Source organism: Actinoplanes subglobosus, from assembly GCF_042650585.1.
Classification (GTDB): domain Bacteria; phylum Actinomycetota; class Actinomycetes; order Mycobacteriales; family Micromonosporaceae; genus Actinoplanes; species Actinoplanes subglobosus.
Map to the genome: position 1 here is coordinate 87098 of NZ_JBHSBL010000016.1, position 19189 is coordinate 106286.

Genomic DNA, 19189 nt, shown 5'->3' on the forward strand with positions numbered 1-19189 from the left:
GCCGATCCCGGGCGCCGCTTCGCACCGTCTCGCCCCGGCGGCCGGCGTTCCCGGCCTTCACCAGATATCGGCAGTCGCTGGCTGCGAAAATGCTGGTGGGCCCGGCCAGCGGCGAGCCGTGACCCGATACCGGCCAGGGCAGAGGACGAGGCCGAGACCGATCTGCGCGCCCTGATGGTCATGGCCTCACACGACCTGAAGAACCCGCTGGCCAGCGTTACCGCGCACATCGGCATGCTTCGGGCCGACTACGCGGATGCTCTGGGTGCCGGTTTCGCCCGGGATCTGGCCGCGATCGATCGTGGCCTGCACCGGATGACACGGCTGACGCAGGACCTGCTCAGCTACGCCCAAGCCGACCACGCGTTCACCGCCACCCCGGTGCCGTTGAGAAGCCTGGTCGACGACGTGATCGCCGACCACACCGTCACCGCGGCCGGCCCACCCGAGATCACCGTGGCGGAAACCCTGCCGGAGGTGCTGGCCGACGCTGCCCTCCTGCGGCACGTCTTGGACAACCTGATCGGCAACGCCATCAAATACACCCGCCCCGGAGCGGCACCCCGTATCGCGATCAGCGCCCGCCCGCAGGCCAGCGGTTCCACGCTCGTCGAAGTCACCGACAACGGCATCGGCATCCCCGCCACCGACCGCTCCAGGATCTTCGACCCGTTCCACCGCTGCGCCAACACCGCCGGCTACCCCGGCACCGGACTCGGCCTGGCCATCTGCAAACGCATCATCGAACGCCACGGCGGGCACATCGCCGTCACCGAGAACCCCGGCGGCGGTAGCCGCTTCTGCTTCACCCTCCCCACCAGCAGCTCAGCCTCCTGACCTCGATCAGCGGTAGAAGGCCCGACGATCAGCGATGCGGCCGGCCAGTACGGCACCCTGCCCGAGCACGAACGGCGATTACTGTCGATGCATGCATGGTTACCCTCTGCCCTGGGTGTACCGGCCGGTCGAGGGGCGGCTGCTGACGAAGATGCCGTACAACGGCAGCAACCGCGGCTGGCTGCACACTCACCTGGGGGAGCGGATCCGGCCCGAGCTTCGTGGCGGGGGTGTGTGGGCGATCGCCCGGCCACACCTGCGTCACCTGGTCGACGGGCTGGCGGGCCGGTTCGGCCACGTCGACGTCGTGCTGGACTTCCGCACCGCCGAGCGCTGCGACACGCGTTGCCGTGACGCCCACGGTGACGAGTGCACCTGCTCATGCTTGGGGGAGAACCACGGCGGTGCCGCCTACTGGCGCAACTGGATCGAGGTCGGAGAGACCACGCTCGTGGCCGCCGGCGAGATCCGACGCCGACACTTGCGACTGCTGCTGCGCTGAACCGGGGTGTCCAGGTGGGGCCGGCCTTGCATCCCACACCAGTGACCCGCCGTGGAGGGCGGCGTGCCCGACGAAGGTGGTCTCGGGTTCAGCCCCCGGTTAGGGGATACCGCAGCGGCTGGCGGTGATCTTTACCGGGCGGCGAGTACCCGCGATCACGGCCAAGCCGATGGCGGCTCCTGCGGCGATTGCGGTGACGGCCACTGAGGCGGTCACCGCGAATACTCCGGCGATACCCCACCAGCATCCCGTTGACCCTTGCCGCAGTGCGCGCCCCGGGCCGAGACCCTGGCCGGGGGTGGTTGCCTGGCCCGGACTTTCTTTCAAATCTTTCACGAACTTGCGCGCAATGGCTGACAGCAATATGCGCTCTGACCATTGCTATCAGCTGACCGCAGATAGCAGCTGCCTTCATGCACGTTCAGGGCCACTCGCGGTGGGCCGCACCTCCCGGGCACTCTTAACAGCAGGTACCTCCGAAGCCGGATCGGGTTTACGGCAGACGGGTGCCGTTGTTCGAAGCCCTGAGCAGGGCTCGAGCCAACGCCCGGGCTGGATGGCACTGGACCGGTGCAAGACAGTAAACGCTGGTAGTGACGTTGTGGCGACGTCCTTCCACCATCAGGCAAGGGCTCGCCGATCGGCGGGCCCTTCGTCGTGTCCGGCCGCTGAGCGTCCGGGACACGGCACGGCACGGGTGGGCCAGAACTTTCACGAGCCCCTCTCCCGGCGCTGTCGGCCACAGTGGCCGGACATGGCGCTGACCGGCGACTATGAGGTCCCGCGGGAGACACCGCTCACGCCACCCGGGCACGTCCGGAGAACGGCGTCCTCCCGCACCGTCAGCAGGTCCAGTGCCATTCGAAAGTCCGGGGAGGACAACGCGCTATGAACGCCGTCATGAGGTGCCTCGCACCTGAAAATGGGGTAGCTGACCAGCGGGCGAAACGCCGCACGGTCGTTCTCGTGATCGTTTTGATCTTCTACGGGTGGCTCATCGTCGTCACCTCGATGAGTCCCCTCGAAGCCGCCGCCATGATGTTGCTGACCGGCCTCGCCGCCGGTGTCGTCATCGACCGCGTCGTGGACGGCACCCGGACCACGCTCGAGAGCGCCGCACTCCAGCAGCTGCTCGACGGCGTGACCGGGCGGCCGTGATGCTGCGTAAGGACTTCCCCAAGACGAACTGGGTCAGCGCAGGCAGCCGGGAGGTGGTATCTCCCGGGAATCGGGCCAGAGCCATGGGGCGGGGGGCCCTAGGAAGCGCTACGCATGTAGGACAGGCCGGGGACGCCGATTTCGCCCCGGGCTCCGGCGACACCTACAACATCACCATCTACGGCGGGGGAGACCTGAGCCAGCTGCCGCCGTCCTTGGCCGCAGCGGTCGCCCAGGAAGACGTCTTGGCCCCGGATATCGCGCTGCAGCATCTCAGCGAGCTGTTGAGCAAGGCCAGGAACGCGGCCGGCAGGCCGAAGCTTCAGACGCTGGCCCGGGCGATCGACTACTCGGATTCCATGCTGTCGCGGGTGTTCAACGGCCGCCGGGCGCCTGCCCGCGACAAGCTCGAAGCCCTCGCCGAGCAGCTGGACGTGGACACCCGCACCTACACCACGATCTGGCTGCCGCTGTGGGAGGCAGCGGTCCGCAAACCCGCCGAACCCACGCCCAAGGCCGGCGCGATGCCGGTCCCGGTTCCGGCTGGTCCGCCGGCGCATGACGAGCGCTTCGTGTGTGCGTCCTGCAAAGCGCTGGTCCGGCTGGCCGACGCGCCGGGCCACATCGAATGGCACACGACGCTCGGCCATGAGCAGTTCCCCATCGCCTCGGTGACCCACCTTCGGCCTGCTTAGCCAGGACACCGTGCGAGCCAGGCCCCGGCCCGGCTCGCACGGCACGGGGTACCGCGGCCTGCTGGACCCCGTGCACGCGGCGCTGCGCGGCCACGTTTGGCGACGTCCTCCGGCCGGGTCGCCCATTCCGGTGGCCTCGGGGTGGGACGGAATCGTCGCGGAGCCCGGATCGCCCCTGACCGGCACGGCAGTATGCCGGGCCGGTCAGGGATGTCTGAGTTCAGCTACCGAACGAGCTTTCCTTGCCTTCCGGTCGGTCCAGCGGGTGGTGACCTGCAGGCGCACGCCGACCCGGCGGGTGGCGCCGACACCGGCGACGGTGAGCTTCTGGGTCACAGCGCCCTCGGCTACGGCGGTGCCGTTCTTGTCGGCCCGCATCGTGATGATCTCGGTCCGGCCGTCGCTGAAGTCGCCGATTCCGCCGAAGTGGATGCCCCGCGCCGAGGTGATGGCCTCACCGTTGACGTTGTAGTCGTAGTCCGCGGTCCAGTCCATGCTCCAGGTGGCCGCGTTCCAGCTGGTTTTGTAGATGAGTTACAGCGCCACGTGTCGGTGACGTTCAGCGCCACGGAGGTCGGGCCGAAAGTAGTGTCGCTGAGTTCCAGCGCCACCAGATGAAGGCGATTCGGGTTGCTGGCTCGGATTCGTCGGCTGCATGATCCGGTCATGTTCCAGTTCACTTGTCCCGGCTGCACGACTCGATGTTCGGTCGCTGACGCTGAGCACATCGGTGGGCTCTGCAGCATGTGCACCGCCAGGCAGACCTGGCAGTCGTTGTCGGTTGAGGACCGGCAGACCGTGGACGCGGCCTTGCGTCACGGCCCGATCGCGGCGCTCCTAGCCATGCGGGAGCTGACTCCGCCGATCCGGCTACCCCATGCGGCTGACCTGCTTGCCTTCCGTCAACGAGAGGGCGATCAAGCCAAAGCCTCCCAGGACTAGATTCGCGCTCCTGTTCAGCCAGGGTGCAGGGTTCTGACCTCGGCTTTGTTACTGAGTTCGAGCGCCACCGCCGGGTCACCTCGATCGGGTGGACTCGATGTCGGTCAGTTTCGGCGCCACCGGCGACGGTGGGAGCATCGGCTGGTCGAGACGGAGGTCCGCCGATGCCGCGGATGTCGAAGGTCGAGCTGTTCGCGGCGATCCGCAGGGACTCGCGGGCGGGCATGTCCGGACGAGCGATCGCGACGAAATATCGGATCAGCCGGCACACGGTCAGCGACGCGCTGGTATCGGTATGGCCCCGCGAACGCAAACCGTTGCCGCAACGGCCGTCGGTGCTGGACCCGTTAAAGACCGTCATCGACGACATCCTCCGAGCGGATCTCGACGCGCCGCGCAAGCAACGGCACACCGCGAAACGGATCTACGACCGGCTGATCGACGAACACGGCATGCACGGCGTCTCCTACCAAGTGGTCCGCGGCTACGTCGCCGAACGCAAACCGAAGATCCGGGCCGAGGCCGGCCGCGGCCCGGTCAACGTGTTCCTCCCACAGACGCACCAGCCGGGCGAGGAAGCCGAGGTCGACTTCGGTGAGGTCGTGATCAACCTGCGGGGCGAGCCGGTTACCTGCATGTTGTTCTCGCTGCGGCTGTCGTTCTCCGGCAAGGCGATCCACCGGATCTTCGCCTCGGGCGGCACCGAAGCATTCTTGGAAGGCCACGTCCACGCGTTCACCACGTTGGGCGGCGTCCCCACCGGCAAGATCCGCTATGACAACCTGAAGGCCGCGGTCGCCCAGGTGCTCGGCTTCTCCCGCCAGCGGGTGGAAACAGCCCGGTGGACCGCCTTCCGCTCCCACTACGGCATCGACGCCTTCTACTGCCAGCCAGGCATCCAGGGCGCTCACGAGAAGGGCGGCGTCGAAGGGCAGATCGGCTGGTTCCGCCGCAACCACCTCGTCCCGGTCCCACAAGTCGACTCGTTCGAGCAGCTCAACGCGATGGTCGACGAGTGGGATACCGCTGACGACGCCCGCCGCATCGGCACCCGGCCGCACACCGTCGGCGAGCACTTCGCAGTCGAGCAGCCGCAGCTGGCACCGTTGCCGGACGAGGAGTTCGAGACCGGCACCTGGCTCACCCCGCGGGTCGACCGGTTCAGCCAGGTCACCGTCCGCACCAACCGCTACTCCGTGCCGGTTCGCCTGGTCGGCCGACAGGTCCGGGTCCAGCTGCACGCCTCCGACCTGGTCGTCTATGACGGCCGCACCCCGGTGGCCCGTCATGAACGGCTGATGGCCAAGTCCCGATCCCGGCTCGATCTCGACCACTACCTGGAGGCGCTGCTGCGCAAACCCGGCGCGCTTCCCGGCGCGACCGCGTTGGAGCAGGCGCGGGCGGCGGGCAAGTTCACACCAGTGCACGATGCCTGGTGGGAAGCCGTCCGCCGGGTCCACGGCGACGCCGCCGGCACCCGGGCCCTGATCGAGGTTCTGCTGCTGCACCGGCACATGCCTCACGACCACGTCGTCGCTGGTCTGGCCACCGCGGTCCGCGCCGGCGCGTTGACTGCTGACGCGGTCGCGTTGGAGGCCCGCAAGTTCGCCGAAACCGACGACCACCGGACTCCGGAAGGTCCGACGATGCGGCATCCGGCCGGCAACGTGGTGTCGCTGACCGAGCGGCGACTGGCGCAACTGCCACCCGACCGGCGGCCGCTGCCCACAGTCACCGCCTACGACCAGCTCCTGCGCCATCGCCGCACCGTCGAAGGGACCGGGTCATGACACGACACCGAGGACTCACTGAGCAGGCCGCTGACGCCGCCGTCGACTCCGCCTGCCGGCTGCTGCGGCTGCCCACCATCCGCTCTCAGTTCACCGATCTGGCCGAGGCCGCCGCCCGCGATCAGATGACCTACCGCGGTTTCCTCGCCGAACTGTTGATGGCCGAGTGCGACGACCGGGCCCGGCGCCGCTCCGAACGCCGGATCAAGGCCGCCGCGTTTCCGCGAGACAAGAGCCTGCGCACCTTCGACTTCGACGCCAACCCGAACGTCGACCCCGCCGTCGTTCACACCCTCGCCGCCTGCGACTGGGTGAAGAAGGGCCTGCCACTCTGCTTGATCGGCGACTCCGGCACCGGCAAGTCGCACCTGCTCATCGCCTTGGGCACCGAAGCCGCGATGGCAGGCTTCCGTGTCCGCTACGTGCTGGCCACCAAGCTCGTCAACGAGCTGGTCGAGGCCGCCGACGACAAGATCCTTGCCAAGACGATCGCCCGCTACGGCCGCGTCGATCTGCTCTGCATCGATGAACTGGGCTACATGGAACTCGACAAACGCGGCGCCGAGCTGCTCTTCCAGGTGTTGACCGAACGCGAGGAGAAGGCGTCCGTCGCGATCGCCTCCAACGAGTCGTTCTCGGGCTGGTCCAAGACCTTCACCGATCCGCGGCTCTGCGCCGCGATCGTCGACCGGATCACGTTCGGCGGCAACATCATCGAGACCGGCACCGACTCCTACCGCCTCGCCCAGACCCGAGCCCGCGCCGAAGAAGCGACTCGCACGCCATCCTGAATCGGTCGGCTCATGGACCCTGACGAACCCTACGACGACCTGCTGCCGCTGCTCCTCGGGATCTGCGAAGACTTCTTCGCCGGCGCGGGTCCCGCTGTCCGCCACCAGGTCGACGCCTTCCTCCAAGCCAGGAACATCACCGGCGGGCCGGGCTGGCTGATCGACATGCTCGCACTCACCCGCCAACGCCTGGAACTACCGGCTGAACCCGGCGGGCCACGTCTCCGGCAGACGCCTGACGCGCGCGAAGGTGGCGCTCAAACTCACCGACATTGATCACGCCGACCGGCCCGAACTGGCTCTGAAACTCGCTTAGAAACGGCTCCGGTCCTCACCGACATAATCATCCAGCGATCTTGCAGTTGGTGTAGATGGACGTCCCGTACTTGCCGACGCGGCTGCTGCAACCGGTGATCGAGCGGATGCCTACCTTCTTCTTCGCGCCCTTCGCCTGGGCCGCGACGGTGCCGCTCTGACCGGTTCTGCTCGGTCGCGATCGCCACGGAGCCGTCGGCGTAGACGTACCGGATCTGGATGGCGCCGACAGTGGTGGTGGTGGTGGTGGTGGTGGTCGAGGAGACCGGTTCCGCGTTGATCTCCTGGCCTGCCAGGAACTTCGCCACCAGCTTCTCCCGAACGGCGGCGGAGATGCCGACGGCGTCGAGCCGGGGATCGCCGAGGACGATGACCTGCCCGGCTCACCGGGCAAAGATCTGATCGGAAAAGATCATCAGCGGGGACGGGCTAGCCGGTCGGCAGGACACGGTGAGCGTCGCGGTCGCGCTGGCTCGGCTGGCTGGACGCCGGGACGTCGCACAGATCGCGGAGCAGGTCCGCCGGGCGTGGACGGCCGCCGCGACAGCCGAGCCGGACCCGCCGGCGGATCGGCTGGGCCGCCCGGTCAGCGAATGTGATCCTCTCGTCCTGGAAGTGCACCAGGCGATCCAGGTCCCCGACACCGGCACCGCGACCGACCCACTGCCCGGGTACGTGCCGTGGTCGCATGATGCCTTGCTGCGTGAGGCCGCCGGCCGGCTGAGCCTCCGGTCGTCGCGGATGGTGACGTGGGTGGGTCGTCGACGGGCAAGACCCGCGCCTGCTGGCGGGCCTAGTCGATATCGGAGGACTGGCCTAGACATCGGACGTGTAAGGCGCGTCTACCGGGCACTTCATCTGAGGATTTCCGCGGCGAGCGCGTCACCGCCTCGTCTCCGGGTCCGGTCTGGCTTCTCCATCCCCGTCAAGGCATGACAGTCTGTCTATCTGTGGCTGTCTTGTCGCTATGAGTGATGGGCGGTGGTTCGGGGTGACGCAGTTGTCGTTGTTCGGCCCGAAGGAGGAGGGGCCCGAGCCGAAGCCGGTGTCGGATCAGGCGGTCGAGCTGCAACTGTTGATCACTGTGAAGGCGGCGCCGAATCCGTCGGAGCGCTACGGCGAGACGGTGTGCGTGGCCGGGCTGAGCGTCGACTGGCAGCGGCGGGGATGGATCCGGCTGTATCCGATCAACTTTCGGGAGCTGGCCAGCGACGACAAGTTCCGTAAGTACGACCTGGTCACAGTGGCGGCGAAGCCGGCCCGGCAGGATCAGCGGCGCGAGAGCTTCCGGCCGATGATGGACACGATGGTCGTGCAGCGATTCCTGCCGCCGTGGAAGGACCGCCGCGGGCTGTTGGACCCGTACGTCGAGGACTCGATGTGCCGGCGCTACCGGGCGGCCCGTGACGACCCCAACGCTCAGTCCCTTGCCCTGGTCCGTCCACGCAGCGTCGACGGGCTGGACGTGGAGGCGCATCCGGGCTGGACCCCGGCGGAACAACGCAAGATCGACGCCTACATTCAGCAGCCGGACCTGTTCAGCGGCCATGACCGTACTGCGCTGCTGCCGCCTCGTTTCCGGGCCTTCTATCGTTACCGCTGTCACGACACAGGCTGTGGCGGCCACTGCCAGGGCGTGCTGGACTGGGAGCTGGTGAGCTTCCAGTGTCGGTTGGCCGACCGCAGCAGTGACGAGCTGCGCCGGGCGATCACCGCCAAGTTCCTCGAGGAGCTGTGCGGGCCCGGCCGGGACGTCGCCTTCTACGTCGGCAACCAGGCCAAGCGGGCGCACGTGTTCAGCGTGTTGGGTGTCTACTGGCCGCCACGGGCGTCGGTGCCCCGGCCGAGGCGCCGCTGAATCTCCTGGATCACGACCTGACGGTGGCACTGGTTCTCGTCGGCCTCGAAGCAGAGCACGGCGACCCGTTCCTGGCGGCCAGCCGCGGCGACGTCTTCGAGCGCCTGACGGGCCTGCGGCTGATGCAGCAGTTCGGTGTACCGGCTGCGGGCATGGTCACGTACGGTGCCGGTGCTGGCGAACCCGGGCCGGTTGTCCTTCGGGTTGCCCAGCTCCCGCCGGTGCTCGTAGACGATGCCGGCGGCGTGCAGTGCCTGCCCCAGCGCCGTCTTGCTCAGGCCACGTTTGCGTGACAGTGGGTTCAGCCGCACGTCGACGAGCCGGGACACCCCCAGCGCGTGCAGCTGCTCGATGAGCTCTTCCACGGTGCGGCCCTCGTAGCCGACACCGACCAGTCCCACCAGATCCTGTTGCCTCGACGTCACACGATCACCCTTTCACCCCCCCCGACTCGACCGGACACGACCGGTCACCCGTTCGCTGCCCGCGGGTGCACTGGAGGTACGGCCTTCCAGCCGTGCCCACCTGTCTTGGCGCGGCGGGGCTCGCATTCGCGACGAGGCCGCGGAACGTCCTGTTCGTCGTCCAGGATTCTCGCCATCCACGGAGCACGGCCTGCCCGGAAAGGGCAGGCCGTGCTCCGTGGATGGCGAGAATCAGATGAAGTCGGCGTCGATAGGGTCCCTTACTTCGCGGGCGGCGGTTCGTAGAGCGATCAGCCGGGCTCTGTTGCTGGCGCTGGAGAGGTTGAGGGCGTCCAGGAAAGCGTCGATGAAGGCTCCGCGGGGCAGGGACTTGCCGTTGAGGTATCGACTGATGCTGCTGCGGGAGCCGGAGAACGTCTGGCGGCGGTCCCTGTAGTAGTCCACGATCGACCGCTGCAGGTCCCGTAGCGATGGCTCGCCGGCTTCCCGGTGTAGACGCCTGAGCTCGCGGGCGAAGGCCTGCACCCGGAGCGCGTACTCGGCGTCGTCGGTGGTGGCCATGATGCTCATGCCGTCGCCGTTTCGGCGGGGGTGATGCCCTTCAGGACGAAGCGAGTGATCACGGCCGCTGCGACGACGACTCCGCTGATGGTCAGCAGGGCTGTCGTCGCGGGAACGCCGGCTTTCATGCCGACGACCACGATCATCGCGACCACGATGACGACGATCAGGCGGAAGCGGCGAGCACCCTGCGGCGAGTCGAGCAGGGGGTGGTTAGACAGACAGTTCCGCAGGAAGTTGGTGATGACTTCCATCGGGTTCCCTCCCGGGAGTGCCGTCGACGCAAACGTCGACGGCACCGCCCTGTGATGATCCTTTAGCGCCTGCCCGCGGGATGGCCGTCGCCGCGGAACGCCAATACGAATTGTGCCCCGAAGTTGCCCAAGGCAGGAAGCATGGATCGACAAGATGGGACGCTGTGAGTCGTATTGGTCGGGTGTTCTGCTGAAGAGAATTAGAGCGGAATTGTTGATGGTGGAGAAGGTGCCGGAGATGCCGAAAGCCGAGTAGCGATACGCTACTCGGCTTTCTAAGCTGCAAGATGCTCGCGGCCACGAGGATCTCGCGCTTGCCGGCTGCCGCGACCCTCAAGGATCATCAGGAATAAGGTCGAGACCGTCGGCAAGTTTGTTGTGGTGCCGTGACCAGCATACGCTCTGCCGGGCCTTCAAGATCAAGAACGTGGGCAGACCGATGGCCTAAAATTTGTTCCAACTACTCCAATCATGCAGGCCAGGGCGTTGCAGTAGCAGCAGGTGGGTCAGACTGGGACAGTCTGGGACGGGATTTCGCCGCAGTGAGACGAATTGAACAAGAATGGTGGTTGGATTTGGCGATCCTCAGACTGTGTGAACAGGCATTTCAGTGATCAGCGTTCCCCGGCGCGGGGGCTTATGAGGTATTAGGTGCCTATTGATGGCTGATGTCAGCAATGCCGGATCCGGGTTGGGTGCGATTCCGCCCGGTCGTGCTGGTCTCGTTGCCATGGTCGACAATTGTGGGCTGATGTGCCACGTCAGCATCCTTGGTTAAAAGGAATTAAAATGGATGAGTCGCCTGGGGCTCTGAGGTTTCATCGAGCGCTTCCGTCGAGGTTATTGTTCGGTCTGCCGTGAATTGGAAAAACCGTATGGTGATCCATTATTCTGGGTTATCGAGTGAATCCAGCCATCGCACGGAGCGCGATATTCATTTCAGATGGTGCAAATCCGTGATCGCCGGGTGGCACGCCGGCGGCCCGCCTGGAAGTCAGTCCGGTTCGTCGAGGATGAACTCCTTGGGCGCAGCGGGGCGCGATCAGGAGCTCACCGCGGACCTCCGACATGGAAGTCGAGCGCGGCCGCCGAGCCGGCCAGCCTGGTGCGCGGGGTGACCTGCCCACACCCGTCACAGAGCAGGAGAACAGCGGCTGCGGCTCGGTGCGCAACTCGCGGAGCAACTCGCCGATCGCGGCCAGGAACTTGCGCCACTCGCCGCGCGCCGGGGATGGTCACGGCCGGCCACGCCGGTAGAGCAGCATCGCGCCGCCGCCGAGCTGCTTGTCGACGTCGCGGCCGGTGTCGGCGTACCGTTCCCGGCCGTCCAGGACGTAGGTGTGTGCTCGCTCGCTCGGCGGGGGGCGATCAAGGAAGTCACCGCCCCGTATCCGGGCGAACCTGTGACGGGCTGGCCCCAGGTCGGGCATCGAGCCCGCGACCCGCCTCGACGCCCGGACACCACTGCACCTGGCCCGCCCGCGTCGACCGGATGCGCAACCAGGCCCGCTCCCACCGTGCGAAGCGAAACTCGTGACAGTTCTATCAGCCCGGCCACCTTCCTCCCGGCCGGCGAGAACTCCGCGACCTGAGCAGAGGTGTTCGACGGCGGCTGGCAGTGGCGGCGGTTGACCTTCCGGGAAGGAGGGGTGATCCGGGGGTTCCGGCTGCCGGGGAGGACGGCCGGAACCCCCGGGCTTACTGGGTGGCGGCGATGGCGATCAGGGTGGCGGTGCTGCAGAGGATGGCGATGGCGATGGCCAGTACCCATCCAGGGAAGCGGGCGCGGGAGGTCATCCCGGCCGGCTGGTGGTTCTCGATGCTTTTCCAGGTGCCGTCTTGGAAGGTCCAGTCGCGGATTTCTTCGCTGGGTAGCAGGTAGGCGGGGACGACGTCGTTGTCCGGGATCCGGATGGGGGCGAGGCCGCCGAGTTCGGGGTGTTCGGGGATCGGTGAGGAGCGGATCACCAGGCGGGCTGGTGGGTGTTCGCCCCACGGGTGTGACGCGATGGCGTCCGCCGGTGGGGTGCCGAGCACGTCCCGCACGGTGGGCAGGGCTGGTTTGCGGGGCGGGGGGACGGGTTTGCCGTCCTCGATCGCCTGCCAGGCGTGGAGCCAGGCGTCGCAGTCGGGTTCGGGCAGGCCGATGGCGTGCAGGAAGCCGACGACGAGTGTGCGGCGGGGCAGGGTTGCCCGGGTGACAGCCCCGTGCAGGGTGGACGGGGCGACGCGGGCGCCGGGTGGGCTGGCGTCGGCGATCTGCCGGTAGGTCAGCCCGCACCATTCCCGTAGCCGTTTGAGCCCGTCGTTGAACTCCGCTGCGGTGTTGACCGTCGCGGAGTCGGGGGCGGGCAGGCCCTGGTCGCGGGGGCTGCGTTTGTCGGGTGTCTCCTGCCTGCTGGCCGCCAGGTCCGCGGCCAGCTGGTCGCGGTGTTGCAGCCATGGCCGGGGATCGTCGCCGCAGGCGGTGACGAAGGCTTTCAGCGTGGCCTCGGTGGGCAGCTGGTGGCCCTGGTCGACGGTGTGGATGGCGCTTTTGGAGAAGTACGAGGTCTCGGCGATGGAGGTGTAGGTGCGCTGGGCCTGCTGGCGCAGGGTGCGCAGCTGGAATCCGAACGCGGCGATCGGGCCGCTGTCCGGATCCGCTGGTTCTCGGATCCTTTTCGGCATGGGTTGTCCTCGCCTGCACCGCCGCCACCGTCCCGGGCCTGACTGGCAGGCCGGGGGAGGGTGGCGGCGGCCGGCTCAGATCCGGCGGCTCCGACGCGACCCCAGCCTGGACGCGGCCATGCCGGCGGCGCCGACGATCGCCGTGACCACCAGCGGGTCCACTCCAGCGGTCAGGAGCACGACCGTGAAGACCAAGATGACGACCAGCGCGATGACCGCGACCGGGTACCGGCGGCTGCCGTGCAGCACCGCGGCCGCGACGAGCGCGGCCAGCACCAAGGCGCTGGCATAGACAAGGACGGCCGGGGTTCCGGACAGGGTTACGGGCACTTCGATTCTCCTTTGAACGGAAGCCTTCACATACGGAGCTGACTAGCGCGCGAGCGCGTCCCCTACTCGCAGCTTCCCTTTTGCTGTCTGCGTGGGATGGTCCGTCCCGGAGCAGGCGGCAAGTGGACAGGGGAGCCGACACATAGGAGTAGCAACCGGGAGGTGGGCTGGCCTAGAGGCTGGCGTTCGGGGTTGCTGTGCGGATCCCCGACTACGCCGATTACAAGTCTTTCGCGTGTTTCACCCGATATGCACCGCATGAAACGGTCTAAATCGTGTCGAACGCGGCTCTGAACAAAGGTCCTCCCCTGGGGGCGAACAGCCATCGCGAACGTCCTACCCACTTCCCCGGTGGGGGGGATGACCCTAACAATGGCGGGGCGCAGAGCGCTTTCGTCGGAAGCCGTTCGGGTCGGTTTCCGCTGGCGGGAGTCTCCATCCGGAGCTGGATGAGCGCGCGCCGAGATGCCCTGTTGGTCCCAGGACGTCTCCCGGAACGAGGCGGCCGATGGGGAAGCGGCCGCTGGCGATACCGTTCCACCCCGACGTCCCCAGCGCCGCCGTGGCCGCTCCGAAGCTTGGATTCAGGAGCGACGCGGCGGCGTTCCCGTTCACCCCTTCGAGGACTTGCCGATCACCGTGTCGCCGACACCGACAAAAGATCGTGGCCCCTCCCGGGGCCACGCTGCGGCGTGACCGACGCCGGCCTGCTTCATGCAGGTAGGGGCGTCGCCGGGCCGGACACCTGGCCCGGCGAGAAAGGGGGGAAGCCGCCCGAGGGGGTCGGGCGGCTTCCGGTGGTTCAGCTCGCCAGGATGATGGCGACGGTGTTGGCGATCAGCGCGACGGTGTTCGCGATCAGCAGGAAACGCATCTGCTCCCTCCCTTCTTGAGTTATCCCGTGCCAGGGCACGAGCCAGCCACGCTGGCCTGATAACTCGGGAGGGCAGTCCACTGGACGCCTTCTCACCATAGGTGTGGCCGCGCCTGCCGGCGACGGCCGTCCTGGCGGGATCGACCGGCCGCCGGTGCCGCACCGCCCACGGTGTTGCGGACCGCTCAGAGCGGGACGGCGACGACATCCGGTTCTGCGCGGCGCGACCAGCCTGGCCATGGAGCGGGCGAGTCCCTGCGGGAAGGGGACGGCCTTCGCGCAGGGACCTTCCGGGGGTTGCTGGTCTTTTCGCCGTCGGGCTACGGCCATTGGGGCCGGGTGTCGGAGGTCAGGTGGGCAGCAGGCCGCGGGCGTCCGGGCGGCGCATGACGGTGCCGGCGAGCTGGGTCAGGCGGTGGCGGTCACGGCCGAGGTGGCTGCGGGCTGCGGGGTCGGTCGGTAGTCGCGGGGGGCCGTGGTCGGCGTCGCGGTTGATGCGTTGCAGGGTGGCCAGCCAGGCGGCCCGGTCACCGTCGGTGCCGCCGCATGCCTGGACGGCAAGGGCGAGGGCGTCGGGGGTGATGTCGGTGGCGTCACGGATGCGCGGGACGACGGGAACGGTGGGGGCGGGGGATGAGGGACCGAACCAGGAGAACGCCGGCGCCGCCGGCCGGGAGCGGCGGGGAGCGGCCAGATCGATGCCCCGGCGGGCGGTGATCTCGAGCAGCAGCGTGTAGAGGCCGATCGTGGTCCGTAAGGTGGCCAGCCGGGTCACGTCGGTGATGCCGGGGGTGAGGGTCCAGCTGTCCGCGGGCGGCATCCGGCCGACCGGATTATCGATCTCGTCCCAGAACGCGTCGTGGCTCTGCCGCCGGCGCAGGGCCCGGGTCGCCATCGTCTGGTACTGCTGTTCGCCGAGCTGCCACAGCTCTTTGAGGGTGGCCAGGTCCGCGTAGGAGACCGCGGCCTCGTCGTGGATGCGCAGGGCCTGTACGTAGAGCAGGACCCGGCCCCAGCCGACGCGGGTGCCGTTGGCGGTCTGTGACAGCGACTGTTGCTCGACGTGTACGTGCCGGCTGAGCGTGCGGTAGCTGGGTGCCCCCGCCGTCTGCCGCAGGTGCCGCAGGTGGTTGGCCATGGCGCGCATGGGCCGGCCCTGCGGGATCGGGGTCTCCGGGCGGCCCATTACCGGCGCCTGCGTGACCACGGGCGCGTGCCGGGCAGCAGCCGGGACAGCTGGGCGGTGATCGCGGCGACCGCGCCGAGCAGCGTGATGGTCAGCTCGGCGGAGGCCTGCATCGCCAGCAGGGTCACGCAGAAGGTCATCGCCAGCAGCAGGACGGCCAGCACGATGACGACCTGGCCGGGCCGGCGCCGGGGCGCGGGCTCGGGAAGGCAGACCGGATTCATCAAAAGCCTCTTTCGGACAGTAGGGGAAGGGGGTCCGAGGCACGCCAAGGACCACCCTTCCTTCAGGGACAAGTGGTGAAAAGGGCTACCGGGCGTGACGCGTCCGCCGTGGGCGCTGCGAACACCGCAGGGCGGGACTAGCCAGGTGCTTGGGGAGAGTGTGGCATTCACACCGGCATGGTTCAAAGAGCCTCGAACACTTATCTGATTGGTCACCTGAACCATGACCAAGAATGGCTGCCGACAATTCTGTGCCGACAAAAACAGGTGTTTGGGTTGGTCATCCCGGCATGTTGACCAACGGACCAATGCCGGGTTGGTCACCATCGGACGGATCAACTCGAACTAGGGCTGGACAACCGTTGCCCTGGCGTGACTTGTCAGTTTCTATTGGGTGGAGCCCGGACAGGGCCGCCGGACGATGTTCCGGCAGGCCCGTCGGTGCGATCGGCGGCGCCGACACGCCCGACGGGACAAGTGGTTGCGCCCCTCTGCGAAAGGGGCGCACGGCGTCAGGGGTCCTCGCGGTTCGCCCCGCGGGACCCCTCGACTCGCCTTTCCTCGCCGCCCCGCCGTCCCGGGTGCGGTTTGTCGTCTCCCCTGAGCTGCGCTTACAGCAGCTGCGCCGGGACCGTGGCGATCAGGCAGGCAAGCACCGACACCACCGCCAGCAGCGGCAACTGCGCGGACCCGCGTTCGTAGTCGGGCAGCCTGTCCACGGGAAGGTCAGCCCACTGATCCAGCCACGCCGAACCGATCTCGGTCACGATCCGGGCCGCCTGGAACCGGGCCCGCCGACGCTGCACCATGTCGGTCGTGGCTGCCGTGTCGGTCAGGTCGGTCAGGTCGGTCGTGTCGGCGGGGCCGGGCCACGGTGGTGAACTCAACCCGCCCGGCTGTTGTACCAGCGCGTCCAGCGGCTGCCGCGGTGCCGGAAGCAGACATCCGGGTGGCGCGGCATACCAGGCCACGACCCGGGACCCGGGAACCCGTAGCGGTGTCGGCGGGGCGAGGCCCTCCAGGCCCGGCCGGTACCGGGGCAGCGGGAGGAAGGTCCGGGGCCGGTTGGCGTCCCGGTACGCCCGGATCAGCTCGGCGCCGGTCGGCGGCAGGGTCTCCGCGGTGACCTCGGCATCGACCGCCGGCGGATCCTGCGGCGGCTCAGCCGGCTCGGGCGGCTCGGGCAGGGCCCTGGTGTACGGGCGCACCAGATCGGGCGGGCCGACATCCTGCCCGCCCGCCAGGATCCCCACCGTGCGCGGCTGCCCGGCGCTGACAGCGCGTTCCGCCTCGATCAGGGTCAGCCGGGCCTGGGCCGCCTTCAGATCCTTCTCCAGCAGCGTCTTGTCGGCCACCACGCGAGCCAGCTCCGCTGACAAGACGGCGTTCAGCTCCCGCTGCTGACGCAGCTGCTCACCCAGCCCGCCACCGCGGCGCCGGGATCCGGCCGCCGCAACGGCCGGCCCGCCGTCACCGTGGACCGCCCGCCACCGGTCCTCCAGCTGCGTACGCCGCAGGTCACGCTGATCGGCCGGCACCGCCGGCAGACAATAGCGCAACGCCGCGTCGACCAGCGCCCGGTCCGGGCCCTGCCGCGAGCGCGCCCCGAACCGGGACGAGATGCGCTGCGCCAGCCTCCGGTCATCGCCGCCGCCCAGGGCCAGCCGCTCCTGCGGGTCGAGCCGGGCCACCAGCTGCGACCACGGCCGGTGGGGGAACTCCGCCCTGATCAGCTCCTGCACGCAGCTCGCCAGCTCGAGCACCGCAGGACCCGCCTGCATCCGGGCCGCAGCCGGCCTGGTCGGTGCACCTCTCCCACGCCCGGGCATGGGGGCAGCCTTCACGACACCCATGGCGCTCGCGTTCCTCCAGATCCATCCGAAATCAAGACGCCGGAGGTGAATGTCACGCCAGGACACGGCGTCGTGTCGCAGACGTATTGTGAAACGCCCAGGAAGATCAATACATCCGACATGACGCAGAGAAATAATGTTGCCGGTGGGGAATTTTCACCGACAACAATCCGGCACGTCGTGCATGTCGGCAGCCGACAATATATCTGCAGGTGAAAGCTGCGATTTCCGGAATTTCCGAAGATCATTTTCTCGGACTGAGAACATGATTGAGTAAATTATCTGACAGGACTCGCCGGATGCGACAAACGCGGAGGGTAGCCGGGGGAGGCGGATTCAGCTCTCCGGCACGGAGGCGAGGTGCTGGTCGTTACCTCTCCAGCGACGCCAGCCCCGGCCACCGATCCGGAGGCAGGCGGCCCGCGTGGCATCGAGCGCCGCCCGGCCGCGGCCTGCGGGCGTCCTGAGCCTGGAAAGCGAGTCGGCGTGCCACGGTGGACCATCCGACAGCTACTCAGGTTCGCCGCCGCGCCGCCGATCGCGGGCCCGCCCCGCAGCAACGCCAGCCCGAAAACCATGACCGCGACACCGGCCCCGCCGGCATCCCGGAACCGGCCACCCCAGCGGCGCCCCGGACCGGCCGGCGCCGGCGGCGCTTGGACTGGCGCGCCACCATCGCCGGCTTCCTGCTCGGCGTGGCCGCCCTCGGCGTGGCCGCCCTCGGCGTGGCCGCCCTCGGCGTGGCCATCAACCTGACTTCGGATCTCGGTGGCATCCCCGCACTCACGGTGCTCACCGGGCTCGGCGCTGTCTTCGCCATCGCCGACTGGCTGCGCCGCTACCCCGGCTCCGACCTGCAGAAGATCGCCCGCCGACTGCTGTGGATCCTTGCCGCCGGCTGCACCTTCGCCCGCGCTCCTGACCGGGCCGCCCGCCGCCTGGCTCACCCTCGCCACCGCGGGACTGCTCGCCATCACCGTCCTGATCACCACCAGCCTGCACACCGCCGCCCGACTCCTGGCCGGTGCGACGACGATCGGGCTCGGCGTCGCGTTCGTGGTGTTGGGACTGGCAGCACTGCGGGGCGGGGCCGAGCTGGCCGGCGCGGCGATCGGGGTCGGTGTCGCGGTCATGGTTTTCGGGCTGGCGTTGCTGCGGGGCGGGCCCGCGATCGGCGGCGCGGCGGCGATCGGTGGCGGCGCCGCGGTCGTGGTGCTGGGGCTGACCCTGCTGCGGGGCGGGGACAGACTGGGCGGTGCGGTGGTGATCGGCGGCGGTGCCGCGGTCGCGGTGTTGGGGCTTGGTGGTGCTCCAGATAAGTGGGGCTGGAGACCGGTGGCATGCGTGGTGGACCCCGGTTCACCGCTGACCAGAGCCGCTCCAGCGACGGAGAGGACCAAGGCACGGCGTGACGAACGAGGTAGTCCGGCCGGACGCGTGCCCCCACCACGGTGGGACCGTCCAGCCCGACCACATGTGGTGAAAGGAGGAAGCCGCCCGAGGGGGATCGGGCGGCTTCCGGAAGTTCAGTGCACCAGGACGGCGGCGGTATTGATGATCAGTGCGACGGTGTTGGCCGTCAGCATGATCAGCATGATGCGCTCGAGCATCTGCTCCCTCCCCTCTTGAGTTATCCCGTGCCAGGGCACGAGCCAGCCACGCTGGCCTGATAACTCGGAAGGGGCAGTCCACTGGACGCCCTTTCAACATAGGGGCCGCGGCGTACCCCGACGACGGGCGTCCAGCCGAGCTCTGTCACCCGCCAGTGCCGAAACGCCCAACAACCCCAGACAGCCACCGGCGATAGGCGGATGTCCTGCTCGGAGTCCAGCTATCCCGCGGGCGGAACATAACGCCATGTAACGATCGTGGAGGGGATGACCTCCTCGAAGTCAGGAAGGGCATTGAAGTACGCGAGGATCAG

General features: G+C 68.4%; 21 protein-coding genes. 9 read left to right on the top strand and 12 right to left on the bottom strand.

Translation table 11 applies throughout. The features are described 5' to 3' along the window. Positions 1-180: 180 nt before the first annotated feature. The 4 genes from ACFO0C_RS17765 to ACFO0C_RS17780 all read left to right on the top strand — a co-directional run bounded on the left by ACFO0C_RS17765 (position 181) and on the right by ACFO0C_RS17780 (position 3192). Positions 181-837 (top strand): sensor histidine kinase, encoded by a 657-nt coding sequence (locus ACFO0C_RS17765; RefSeq protein WP_378067763.1) that lies wholly within the window; start codon positions 181-183, stop codon positions 835-837. A gap of 91 nt (positions 838-928) precedes the next feature. Beyond that, the gene (locus tag ACFO0C_RS17770; RefSeq protein ID WP_378067764.1) at positions 929-1339 is read left to right on the top strand and encodes a hypothetical protein; all 411 of its coding nucleotides are present in this window, start codon (positions 929-931) and stop codon (positions 1337-1339) included. 966 nt (positions 1340-2305) lie between these two features. Further along, positions 2306-2497 carry a hypothetical protein gene (locus ACFO0C_RS17775; protein ID WP_378067765.1) on the top strand — a complete coding sequence of 64 codons (192 nt, stop codon included), beginning with the start codon at positions 2306-2308 and terminating at the stop codon, positions 2495-2497. Beyond that, complete coding sequence (locus ACFO0C_RS17780; protein WP_378067766.1) at positions 2497-3192, top strand: helix-turn-helix domain-containing protein; 696 nt, start codon at positions 2497-2499, stop codon at positions 3190-3192. Before ACFO0C_RS17775 ends, ACFO0C_RS17780 begins: the two co-directional genes overlap by 1 nt. A gap of 204 nt (positions 3193-3396) precedes the next feature. Here the strand turns inward: ACFO0C_RS17780 and ACFO0C_RS17785 are convergent, their stop codons facing one another. Then, a complete protein-coding gene (locus ACFO0C_RS17785; RefSeq protein ID WP_378067767.1) occupies positions 3397-3687 on the bottom strand; it encodes a hypothetical protein in 291 nt (96 codons plus the stop codon). A gap of 620 nt (positions 3688-4307) precedes the next feature. Here ACFO0C_RS17785 and istA point away from each other — a divergent pair. Genes istA through ACFO0C_RS17800 form a run of 3 tightly spaced genes read left to right on the top strand, consistent with a single transcriptional unit; the run spans position 4308 to position 6991 of the window. Further along, a complete protein-coding gene (gene istA, locus ACFO0C_RS17790; RefSeq protein WP_378067784.1) occupies positions 4308-5924 on the top strand; it encodes an IS21 family transposase in 1617 nt (538 codons plus the stop codon). Then, complete coding sequence (istB, locus tag ACFO0C_RS17795) at positions 5921-6715, top strand: IS21-like element helper ATPase IstB (RefSeq protein ID WP_378067768.1); 795 nt, start codon at positions 5921-5923, stop codon at positions 6713-6715. Before istA ends, istB begins: the two co-directional genes overlap by 4 nt. A 12-nt stretch (positions 6716-6727) precedes the next feature. After that, a complete protein-coding gene (locus tag ACFO0C_RS17800; protein WP_378067769.1) occupies positions 6728-6991 on the top strand; it encodes a hypothetical protein in 264 nt (87 codons plus the stop codon). Here the strand turns inward: ACFO0C_RS17800 and ACFO0C_RS17805 are convergent. After that, the gene (locus ACFO0C_RS17805; RefSeq protein ID WP_378067770.1) at positions 6979-7338 is read right to left on the bottom strand and encodes a hypothetical protein; all 360 of its coding nucleotides are present in this window, start codon (positions 7336-7338) and stop codon (positions 6979-6981) included. The two genes, ACFO0C_RS17800 and ACFO0C_RS17805, sit on opposite strands and share 13 nt — an antisense overlap. A gap of 121 nt (positions 7339-7459) precedes the next feature. Next, on the bottom strand, positions 7460-7720 hold the full coding sequence (locus tag ACFO0C_RS17810) for a hypothetical protein (RefSeq protein WP_378067771.1): 261 nt from the start codon (positions 7718-7720) through the stop codon (positions 7460-7462). Between the two features lie 277 nt (positions 7721-7997). Between ACFO0C_RS17810 and ACFO0C_RS17815 the strand changes: the two genes are divergently transcribed. Further along, complete coding sequence (locus ACFO0C_RS17815) at positions 7998-8888, top strand: hypothetical protein (RefSeq protein ID WP_378067772.1); 891 nt, start codon at positions 7998-8000, stop codon at positions 8886-8888. Here ACFO0C_RS17815 and ACFO0C_RS17820 read toward each other — a convergent pair. The 9 genes from ACFO0C_RS17820 to ACFO0C_RS17860 all read right to left on the bottom strand — a co-directional run bounded on the left by ACFO0C_RS17820 (position 8843) and on the right by ACFO0C_RS17860 (position 17175). After that, a complete protein-coding gene (locus tag ACFO0C_RS17820; RefSeq protein ID WP_378067773.1) occupies positions 8843-9313 on the bottom strand; it encodes a DUF488 domain-containing protein in 471 nt (156 codons plus the stop codon). The genes ACFO0C_RS17815 and ACFO0C_RS17820 overlap by 46 nt on opposite strands. A 231-nt stretch (positions 9314-9544) precedes the next feature. Next, positions 9545-9883 carry a helix-turn-helix domain-containing protein gene (locus tag ACFO0C_RS17825; RefSeq protein ID WP_378067774.1) on the bottom strand — a complete coding sequence of 113 codons (339 nt, stop codon included), beginning with the start codon at positions 9881-9883 and terminating at the stop codon, positions 9545-9547. After that, entirely contained in the window at positions 9880-10128 is a 249-nt protein-coding gene (locus ACFO0C_RS17830) for a hypothetical protein (protein ID WP_378067775.1), read from the bottom strand. Before ACFO0C_RS17830 ends, ACFO0C_RS17825 begins: the two co-directional genes overlap by 4 nt. Positions 10129-11363: 1235 nt before the next feature. Continuing rightward, complete coding sequence (locus tag ACFO0C_RS17835; RefSeq protein WP_378067776.1) at positions 11364-11558, bottom strand: hypothetical protein; 195 nt, start codon at positions 11556-11558, stop codon at positions 11364-11366. A gap of 268 nt (positions 11559-11826) precedes the next feature. Beyond that, the gene (locus ACFO0C_RS17840) at positions 11827-12798 is read right to left on the bottom strand and encodes a helix-turn-helix domain-containing protein (RefSeq protein WP_378067777.1); all 972 of its coding nucleotides are present in this window, start codon (positions 12796-12798) and stop codon (positions 11827-11829) included. Between the two features lie 75 nt (positions 12799-12873). Continuing rightward, on the bottom strand, positions 12874-13128 hold the full coding sequence (locus ACFO0C_RS17845; protein ID WP_378067778.1) for a hypothetical protein: 255 nt from the start codon (positions 13126-13128) through the stop codon (positions 12874-12876). 1223 nt (positions 13129-14351) lie between these two features. Beyond that, positions 14352-15188 (bottom strand): hypothetical protein, encoded by an 837-nt coding sequence (locus ACFO0C_RS17850; protein WP_378067779.1) that lies wholly within the window; start codon positions 15186-15188, stop codon positions 14352-14354. Further along, complete coding sequence (locus ACFO0C_RS17855; protein ID WP_378067780.1) at positions 15188-15412, bottom strand: hypothetical protein; 225 nt, start codon at positions 15410-15412, stop codon at positions 15188-15190. The genes ACFO0C_RS17850 and ACFO0C_RS17855 overlap by 1 nt, the downstream gene beginning before the upstream one ends. Positions 15413-16023: 611 nt before the next feature. Then, a complete protein-coding gene (locus ACFO0C_RS17860) occupies positions 16024-17175 on the bottom strand; it encodes a hypothetical protein (RefSeq protein ID WP_378067781.1) in 1152 nt (383 codons plus the stop codon). A 978-nt stretch (positions 17176-18153) separates the two neighbouring features. Here ACFO0C_RS17860 and ACFO0C_RS17865 point away from each other — a divergent pair. After that, complete coding sequence (locus tag ACFO0C_RS17865) at positions 18154-18894, top strand: hypothetical protein (protein WP_378067782.1); 741 nt, start codon at positions 18154-18156, stop codon at positions 18892-18894. Positions 18895-19189: the final 295 nt, after the last annotated feature.